This is a genomic window from Amycolatopsis rifamycinica (assembly GCF_000695625.1).
In the GTDB taxonomy this organism is placed as follows: domain Bacteria; phylum Actinomycetota; class Actinomycetes; order Mycobacteriales; family Pseudonocardiaceae; genus Amycolatopsis; species Amycolatopsis rifamycinica.
Genome location: NZ_JMQI01000035.1, coordinates 106,583 through 115,580 on the forward strand (window position 1 = coordinate 106,583; position 8,998 = coordinate 115,580).

Annotated in this window: 8 protein-coding genes; 6 read left to right on the forward strand and 2 right to left on the reverse strand. The window is 73.6% G+C overall.

Going from position 1 to position 8,998, the window contains the following annotated elements:
- Positions 1–14 precede the first annotated feature (14 nt).
- Together eccD and DV20_RS17890 are read left to right on the forward strand one after the other, a co-directional pair.
- On the forward strand, positions 15–1,385 hold the full coding sequence (gene eccD, locus DV20_RS17885; protein ID WP_043781650.1) for a type VII secretion integral membrane protein EccD: 1,371 nt from the start codon (positions 15–17) through the stop codon (positions 1,383–1,385).
- 119 nt (positions 1,386–1,504) lie between these two features.
- On the forward strand, positions 1,505–2,776 hold the full coding sequence (locus DV20_RS17890) for a glycoside hydrolase (protein ID WP_043781651.1): 1,272 nt from the start codon (positions 1,505–1,507) through the stop codon (positions 2,774–2,776).
- A 181-nt stretch (positions 2,777–2,957) separates the two neighbouring features.
- Here DV20_RS17890 and DV20_RS17895 read toward each other — a convergent pair whose 3' ends face one another.
- Positions 2,958–4,001: a type VII secretion protein EccE gene (locus DV20_RS17895; RefSeq protein WP_043781653.1), complete on the reverse strand. Its 1,044-nt coding sequence runs from the start codon at positions 3,999–4,001 to the stop codon at positions 2,958–2,960.
- Between the two features lie 141 nt (positions 4,002–4,142).
- Here DV20_RS17895 and eccB point away from each other — a divergent pair, with 141 nt between their 5' ends.
- The 3 genes from eccB to DV20_RS17910 are packed head-to-tail and all read left to right on the forward strand — an operon-like array spanning position 4,143 to position 6,897.
- Entirely contained in the window at positions 4,143–5,564 is a 1,422-nt protein-coding gene (eccB, locus tag DV20_RS17900; RefSeq protein ID WP_043781654.1) for a type VII secretion protein EccB, read from the forward strand.
- Positions 5,565–5,575: 11 nt separating this feature from the next.
- Positions 5,576–6,271, forward strand: coding sequence for a response regulator transcription factor (locus tag DV20_RS17905; RefSeq protein ID WP_235190866.1), 696 nt, complete (start codon positions 5,576–5,578; stop codon positions 6,269–6,271).
- Complete coding sequence (locus tag DV20_RS17910) at positions 6,268–6,897, forward strand: response regulator (RefSeq protein WP_043781657.1); 630 nt, start codon at positions 6,268–6,270, stop codon at positions 6,895–6,897. The genes DV20_RS17905 and DV20_RS17910 overlap by 4 nt, the downstream gene beginning before the upstream one ends.
- 77 nt (positions 6,898–6,974) lie before the next feature.
- Here DV20_RS17910 and DV20_RS17915 read toward each other — a convergent pair whose 3' ends face one another.
- The gene (locus DV20_RS17915; protein WP_043781658.1) at positions 6,975–7,769 is read right to left on the reverse strand and encodes a carbon-nitrogen hydrolase family protein; all 795 of its coding nucleotides are present in this window, start codon (positions 7,767–7,769) and stop codon (positions 6,975–6,977) included.
- An 83-nt stretch (positions 7,770–7,852) separates the two neighbouring features.
- Between DV20_RS17915 and hisD the strand changes: the two genes are divergently transcribed.
- A partial coding sequence (gene hisD / locus DV20_RS17920; protein ID WP_043781659.1) for a histidinol dehydrogenase occupies positions 7,853–8,998 on the forward strand: 1,146 nt, incomplete at its 3' end.

An 8,998-nucleotide genomic window follows, 5' to 3' on the forward strand; every position in this document is an offset into this window, starting at 1 on the left:
CCCGCGGAGGCGGCATGAGCACCGCTCTCACCGGCACGACCCGGCGGGTCACGGTGGTCACGCCGCGGGCCCGCGTCGACGTCGCGCTGCCGCAGCAGTCGACGTTCGCGGAGCTGGTGCCGCAGCTCGTGCGGCTGGCCGGCGCGTCCGGGCAGGCGTCCGCCGAGCACCCGGGCTGGGTGCTCTCGAGGCTGGGCGGCGCGCCACTGGCCTTGGGACTCAGCGTCGCCGCGGCCCAGATCCGGGACGGCGAAGTGCTGCACCTGACCCCGCGGGAGCGCCCGCGGGGTCCGCTGCTGTTCGACGACGTCGTCGATTCGATCGCCAGCGTCGCCGATGCCGACGGCGGCTGGGGCCCGTCGGTCGCGCGGCGGTCCGGGCTGGTCGCGGCGGTCGTGCTGCTGCTGGCCGGCGGCCTGCTGGTGCAGGCGGCGGCGTCGGGCAGCGTCCTGGCCCCGATCGGCACCGGGCTCCTGGCCCTGGTCCTGCTGCTCGGTGGCGGCGCGCTGAGCCGCGCCTACGGCGACGCCGAGGCGGGCGCGGCGGGATCGCTGGCCGGCGTGGGAGTGGCGTTGCTGGCGGGGATGTCGGTGCTGCCCCCGCATCCGTTGTTCTCGTTGTCGGCGGGCCCGCTCGCGGCGGGTCTGGCGGCGGTGACGGTGTACGGCGTGCTGGCGGCGGTCTCCGTGGCGGATCGCCTGCCGTGGTTCGTGGCGATCACCGGCGCGGCGGGTTTGGGCGCGGTGACGTCCGGGGTCGTGCTGCTTTCGGGGGTTTCCCCGGTGTCGGCCGCGGCGGTGGTCGCGGTGCTGGGCACGGCCCTGGCGGCGGTGGCGCCGATGCTGGCGCTGCGGCTGGCCCGGCTGCCGCTGCCGCGGGTGCCGGACGACATGGCGGCGTTCCGCGCGGACGAGCAGCCGTCGCTGGGCACGGAGATGATCGGCCGGACGTCCCGCGCCCAGGCCGTGCTGACGGGCTTGCTGGTGGCGCTCGGCCTGGTGGTGCTGGCGGCTTCGGTCGTGCTTTCTTCGGGCGGTCCCTGGGAAGCGGGCCTGGCGGCCTTGCTGGGCGTGGCGTGGATCCTGCGGTCCCGCTCGTACGCGGGCCGCGCCCAGCGGCTGGTCCTGGCCGGGTTCGGCGTGCCGGCCCTGGTGTGCGCCGGGGTGTGGCTGGTGGCTTCGGGTCACCGCACGGCGGTGTTCGCGGCGGGCTGCGTGGTCGTCCTGGCGGCCGTCGTCTGCCTGGTGTACGCGACCCGGGTGGCGCGGAGACTGCGTTCGCCGTACTGGTCGCGGCTGCTGGACGTGACGGAGTTCCTGGTGCTGCTGTCGCTGGTGCCGATGGTCGGGATGATCGCGGGGGTGTACGAAGCCGTCCGCGGCTGAGGGTATTCCGGCGGTCGACTTATTCGACTGAAAGTTACCTTGACCTGGGAATACGGCACTGTTAAGACTGTTTTGGGAGCGCTCCCAGGCTGTTTGCCGGTCGAATCCAGGGAGATGCCATGACAGCACGTCGAGACCCGTCCGAGATCGCCGGTTCGCCGCTCCTGCGCCGGCGGACAGTGCTGGCGGCGGGTGCCGCCCTGCCGGTGCTGGCGGCGGCCGCGACCCCGGCCGCGGCGGCCACCGCGGTGGTCGTCGAGCCGTCGAACGTGCAGCAGACGATCCTGGGCTTCGGCGGGATGAACCACACCGTCTGGATCAGCGACCTCACCGCCGCCCAGCGCGAGACGGCCTTCGGCAACGGCACGAACCAGCTGGGGTTCACCGTGTTGCGCATCCCCGTCCACGAGGACCGCAACAACTGGAGCCGCGAGGTCGCCACGGCCAGGCGGGCGAGCGAGCTCGGGGCCAAGGTGATGGCCTCGCCGTGGAACCCGCCCGCCTCGATGACCGAGAGCTTCTCCGGCGGCAAGAGGCTCAAGTACGGCTCCTACGGCGCGTATGCGCAGCACCTGAACGACTTCACCGCGTTCATGAAGAACAACGGCGTGGACCTGTACGGGATCTCGGTCCAGAACGAGCCGGACTACGCGCACGACTGGACGGCGTGGACCGCCGCGGAGATCGTCCGGTTCCTGCGCGAGAACGCCGGCTCGCTGACCACCCGGGTCATCGCGCCCGAGTCGTTCCAGTACCGCAAGAGCATGTCCGATCCGATCCTGAACGATCCGGCCGCACTGGCCAATGTGGACATCATCGGCGCGCACCTCTACGGCACCTCGTTCGCGGACCTGCCCTACCCGCTCTTCCAGCAGAAGGGCGGCGGCAAGGAGCTGTGGATGACGGAGGTCTACTACCCCAACAGCACCGACTCGGCCGACCTGTGGCCGCAGGCGCTCGACGTGGGCGAGCACATCCACCGCGCGCTGGTGGACGGCCGGTTCCAGACCTACGTGTGGTGGTACATCCGCCGCAGTTACGGCCCGATGCGCGAAGACGGCCAGATCAGCAAGCGCGGAGCCTGCATGGCGCACTTCGCGAAGTGGGTGCGGCCCGGCTACTCGCGGATCACCGCGACCGCGAACCCGCAGGCGAACGTCTACATCTCGGCGTACAAGAGCGGATCCCGGATCGTCATCGTCGCCATCAACAAGAACACCGCGGCGGCCGACCTCTCGTTCACCGTCCGGGACACCGGTTCCGCGACCGCCCCGACCTGGCTGACGAACGCGAGCGCGAACCTCGCGCGCTACAACGACGTCACCCTGTCGAACGGAGCGTTCAACGCGCAGCTGCCCGCCCGCAGCATCCGGACGATCGTGGTGAACTGACCGGGCCGGTCAGCTGTCCAGCGCGAGCGGCAGGGTCCGGGGCCCCCGGACCCGTGCCGCCCGTGCAGCGGCACCACCGGCAGCAATGCCGACCGAAGCCTCGCGATCCGAGGTCGACGCCCACATCGCCGCGTGCACCGACCAGCGTGCCGAGCACGGCCGGCCATCGAGGAGTGCTGGTTCAGCTGTCCAACGCAAGCGGCAACGTCTTCCGCACCCCGGACCCGTGCCGCCCGTGCAGCGGCACCGCCGGAATCCCCGGCGCCGGAACCGGAGCACCCGGCCGGGCGCCCACGCGGATCGTCACTTCCGCCTTCTCCTTGCCGCCCGCCGTCCGCGTCAGCGTGTACGACGTCGCCGTGAAGGCCGCTCCCGGGACCGCCAGGTCCAGCACCCGCGGCGACCGCGGGGCGAAGCACGCCTGCGTGGAATCACCCCACACCCACGACTTCCAGCGGTCGGGCGGGCCCGCGGCCCGGCCCTGGACGCCCAGGGCCACCCGCAGCTCCTTCGCCAGCTCCCCGGCCTCCAGCACCGTGCTCTGGTAACCCGCCTCCGCCAGCACGCCCATCAGGCTCAGCGCCGCCGACGCCGTGCTCCGCAGCGCCCCGAGGTCACCGCCGCCGCGGGCCAGGGCCGCGATCGGGGCCAGGTCCGGCCGGTAGCGCACCGCCAGCCAGCGCACCCGCAGCACCTGGTCGCCGCGCGGGATGGCCCACGTCAGCAGCTGGGCCGAGGCCAGGGGGATGTCCGCGCGCCGGTACGCCGAGCGCAGCGCGTCGACCAGCGGTCCCGGTGCGCCCGGGCCGGGCGTCAGCCGCACCAGCGCGCTCCAGCCGCCGTCGATCTCCGCGACGCCGAAGCGGTTGCCCGCGCGGTCGACGTGCTGGCGCACCTTCACCGCCCCGGCCACGTGCAACAGCGGGTCCGGGCCGTCGCGGCGGGTGTCGTGGTGGCGCAACCGGAACGCCGTCCACGTCAGCGCCCAGCCCGCCGGGTGCCGTCCCGCGAAGCGCACCGACGTCAGCAGCACGACCAGCCCCGCGACCACGCTGACGCCGATCCGCGCCGGCTGCGTGACGCCGTCGGCCAGCCAGGCGAGCAGCACGGCGATCGCGGCGATCTCCCACAGCGCCGCCTGCAGCGGCCGGATCGGCAGCAGCCACGGCAGCGGCGTGGACGCGGGCCGGGACGGCGGCAGGTGGACGGCGGTATCGACGGACACGGGCTCCCCTTTCCCCGGCCTGCGACGCTACTGCCTCCCCGGATAGCGCGTGGGCGTAAAAATTACCCTCGCTGCCCCCTGGTGCGGTGCCTAGCATCGGGCACTCGGAGGGTCGACGCACACAGCCGGGGGCACAGCAGCGTGTGGACGCAGCGGGACCAGATCCAGGCGTACCAGTTCCTGCGCCGCAGGCTCGTTTCCGCCCTCGTCGCCGCCGACGCCAACCACCCCGTCTCGCCCAGCCGCCGGCTCGTGCTGGGCACCGTGCTCGGCGTGGTGGCCGCCCTGCTGGTCACCGCCGTGTTCGGCATCATCGGGCTGCTGAACCCCTCCGGCGGCAAGGACTGGCTGGCCGGCGGCAAGGTGATCGTCGAAGAAGGCACCGGCGCGCGGTTCGTGCTCGGCGCCGACGGCGTGCTGCACCCGGTGCTCAACTACGCCTCCGCGCGGCTGCTGGCCGGCGGCAACGGCGACGCGACGGTGACCGTGTCGCCGGAGAACCTCGGCAAGGCCGGCCGCGGCGCCCAGATCGGCATCCCCGGCGCGCCCGACTCGCTGCCGTCGCGGGACGCACTGGTGAACACCCCCTGGACGAGCTGCAGCCGGACCACCCAGGACGCGCCGGCGTCGGCCGAGCCGCGCACCGCCGTCCTGCTGGCCGCGCCCGCGTCCGGCGTCGAGCTGCCGCGGGACCAGGGCGTGATCGTGCGGCTGCCGCAGGGGGAGCGCTTCCTGCTCGCGGGCGGGCGCCGCTACAAGCTGAGCGATGCGGCCGCGACCGCCCTGCAGTTCGACAGCTACCCGACGATCGCGGTGTCCTCGCGGTGGATCGACACCGTCCCGGCCGGTCGCGACCTCACCGCGCTGCCGGTCGACGGCGCCGGCGACCCGGGACCCGCGGTGGGCGGCCGCGGCACCCGCGTCGGCGAAGTCCTCGCCGTCGTCGACGCGATGGCCGCGCCCGGCACCGCGACGTCGTACTACCTGGTCCGCTCCGGCGGGCTCGAGCCGGTCGGGCAGACCGAAGCGAGCCTGCTGGTGACGACGGAGGCCAACGCCGCCGCCTACTCCGGGCCACCCGCGCCGGTGGAGGTCCGCGCGGCCGACGTCGCCGCGGTCGCGAAGGTCGCCGCGCCGCGCGCCGGCGGGGCCGACCCGGCCGGCTACCCCGACCGCATCCCCGGCAAGGCGCCGATCACCGGGAACTCCGTGGCTCTGTGCGTTCAGGGCAGCCGGTTGCTCGTTTCGGCCGAATTCCCGCTTCCCGCCGGCGCCAAAGCCATCCAGGTCGCCACCCGGACCGAAGCACGGGTGGCGGACGAGGTGTTCGTGCCTCCCTCGGGGGGAGCCGTCGTCGTCGAGGCCGGTTCGGTCACCGCGTACCTGGTGACCGACACAGGCCGGAAGTACCCGGTGGTGAACGCGCAGGCCCTGGCCTCGCTCGGCTACGGAGGCGTCGCCGAACCGCCGGCCACAGGTAGTTTGCTGGCATTGGTGCCGACGGGCCCCGCGCTGGACCCGGCCACGGCCGGGCGGCCGGCTCCGTCGGGTGGAACGGGGTGAAAGTCGTGCACATGACAGAAGAGCGTCCGACCGAGGGTGAGCTGGACCAGGGGCGGGTCCGGGTCGCGGTCATCGAAGACCACCCGCTGTACCGCGTCTCCGTCGAACGCGTGCTGGCCGAAGCCGACTTCGTCGAGCTCGGCGCGGTCGTCGATTCGGTCGCCCGGTTCCACGTGCACCGGCAGCCGCCGGGCAGCGTGGTCCTGCTCGACCTGGGCCTGCCGGGCGTCGCGGGGGCGGCGGCCGTGCTGGAGGTGTGCGAGCTCGGGCACCACGTGCTCGTGGTCTCCGCGCAGGCGGAACCGGAGGTGGTGCTCGGCGCGATCGCGGCGGGCGCGCGCGGGTTCCTGTCGAAGGACGTCGACGCGGACGAGCTGCTGATCGCGATCAAGACGGTCGCGGGCGGCGGCGCGTACGTCTCGGCGGTGGTCGCCGGCATGATCATGAAGGACAACGCCGACCGGCCCGCCGTGTCGGCCGAAGCCGAGCTGTCGCCGCGCGAGGAACAGGTGCTGCGGCTGGTGGCGGCGGGGGAGCGGGACGTCGACATCGCGCTGATCCTCGGCATCGGCGTCCGGACGGTCCGCGGCTACCTCGACCGCATCCGCGACAAGACGGGCGAGCGGCGGCGGCCGGGGCTGGTCAAGGAGGCCATCCGCCGCGGCCTGATCGGCGAAGCGGGCCCCCGGCGCGGCGGCCGCAAATGAGCGGGCGCATCTCCGTCGGCGTGATCGAGGACCACCCGCTCTACCGGTACGCGCTGAGCCGCGTGCTGACCGAGGCCCCGGACATCGAGCTCGGCGCGGTCGCCGACTCGGTGGCCCGGTTCGCGGTCCAGGACCAGCCGGCGGGCAGCGTCGTCGTCCTCGACCTCAAGCTGCGCGGCGTCCAGGACGCGGCCGCGGTCCTGGAGGTCGGGCAGATGGGGCACAAGGTGCTCGTGGTGTCCGCGCACGCGGAACAGCCGGAGGTGCTCGGCGCGATGCAGGCCGGAGCGAAGGGCTTCCTGTCGAAGGACGTCGACGGCGACGAGCTGCTGCGCGCGATCCGCACGATCGCCGACGACAACGCGTACGTGTCACCGACGCTGGCCGGGATGATCATCCAGGACAGCGAAGAGCGGCACGCGGGCCCGAAGATCGTGCTGTCGGAGCGCGAGAAGCAGGTGCTGCGCCTGGTGGCGGCGGGGGAGCGGGACGTCGACGTGGCGGAGATCCTCAACATCAGCGTCCGCACGGTCCGCTCCTACCTGGACCGCATCCGCGACAAGACCGGCGAACGGCGACGCGCGGGCTTCGTGCGCGTCGCCATCCGCGAGGGCCTCCTCCGCTGACCCGACCCGGCGGCACTTTCACGTGAAAGTGACCTTCCGGAGTGTCCACTCCGGGTCACTTTCACGTGAAAGTGCCCCTAGAGGCGGCGGTTGGCGAGGGCGCCGGTGGCGGTGCGGGCCTGGGCCGAGATGGCCGGGTCGACGTCCACCAGGAGCGTTTCGGGGGCCGCGCCCGCGGCGGCGGCGACCCGGCCGAAGCCGTCGGCCACCAGCGAGTACCCGATCCCCGTCGGCGCCTTCGGGTTCACCGTGACGCCCGTCGCCGCGGGGTCGGCCTGGCCGCACGCCAGCACCCAGCAGCCCGAGTCCAGGGCCCGCGCGCGCACCAGGACCTCCCACTGCTCGCGCTTGCCCTCGCCCGCTCCCCACGACGCCGGCAGCAGGACGACGTCGGCGCCGTCGTCGGCCAGCGCGCGGAACAGCTCCGGGAACCGGACGTCGTAGCAGGTGGCGACGCCGTACACGACGCCGTCCAGTTCGAAGGTCACCGGCGAAGCGCCGGGCGCCACCGTGTCCGACTCCGCGAACCCGAACGCGTCGTAGAGGTGGATCTTGTCGTAGCCGCGGTGGTGCCCGCCGCCGGTGATCAGGAGCGTGTTGCGGACCCGGCCGTCGCCCGCCGGGGTGAACATCCCGGCGACGACGACCACGTCGTGCTCGGCGGCCACCGCCGCCACCGCCGACGCCCACGGGCCGTCGAGGGGCTCGGCGATCGGCTCGAGCGGCCGCCCGAAGCGCGCCATGGCCGCTTCGGGGAACACGACGATCCGCGCGCCGTCCGCCGCCGCGGCCTCCACGCCGGAGCGAATCAGCTTCAGGTTCGCCTCCGGATCGTCACCCGAGTTGACCTGGCACAACGCGATTCGCGCCACCGCTGCCTCCTGCATGCTGGGATCGGCCGTCACCGGGGAGTATCGCCGAAAACCCGTTCGGTGTGACCTCGTACCCTGGGGGCATGTTGAACCGCACCGACCTGCGCGGGCAGGTCCCGACCGCCGCCGAACTGCGCGCCACGCTGCCCCGCGCCGAATACGACGTGGACGCGGCGCTGCATCACGTGCGCCCGGTGGTCGAGGCGGTCCGCGACCGCGGTGTCGAAGCCGTCCTCGAGTACACCGAGAAGTTCGACAAGGTCCGCCCGCACGCCGTGCGCGTGCCGCGTCCCGAGCTGACGCGTGCCTTGGCGCAGCTGGACCCGGCGGTGCGCGAGGCGCTCGAGGAGTCGATCACCCGCGCCCGGAAGGTGCACGCCGAGCAGCGCCGCACCGACGTCACGACCACCGTCGTCGAGGGCGGCACGGTCACCGAGAAGTGGGTGCCGGTCGAGCGCGTCGGCCTCTACGCCCCGGGCGGGCTGGCCGTGTACCCGTCCACCGTGGTGATGAACGTCGTCCCGGCGCAGATCGCCGGCGTCGGCTCGCTGGTCGTCTGCTCGCCGCCGCAGGCCGCGTTCGGCGGGCTGCCGCACCCGACCATCCTCGCCGCGGCGGAGCTGCTCGGCGTCGACGAGGTGTGGGCGGCCGGCGGCGCGCAGGCCGTCGCGCTGCTGGCGTACGGCGGCACGGACACCGACGGCGCCGAGCTGGTCCCGGTCGACATCGTCACCGGGCCGGGCAACATCTACCTCACCGCGGCGAAGCGGCTGCTGCGCGGCCTGATCGGGATCGACTCCGAAGCCGGGCCGACCGAGATCGCCATCCTCGCCGACGAGACGGCCGACCCGGTGCACGTCGCCGCGGACCTGATCAGCCAGGCCGAGCACGACCCCCTGGCGGCGAGCGTGCTGGTGACGACGTCGCCCGCGCTGGCCGACGCCGTGGACGAGGAACTGGTGAACCGCGTCGCCGCGACGAAGCACACCGAGCGCGTCGCCGAAGCGCTGGGCGGTAAGCAGTCCGGCGTGATCCTGGTGTCCACTGTGGAGGACGGCCTGCGCGTCGTCGACGCCTACGCCGCCGAGCACCTGGAGATCCAGACGGCGAACGCGCGCGAAGTCGCGGCCCGGGTCCGCAACGCCGGCGCGATCTTCGTCGGCGCGTACGCCCCGGTGTCGCTCGGCGACTACTGCGCCGGGTCCAACCACGTGCTGCCCACCGGCGGG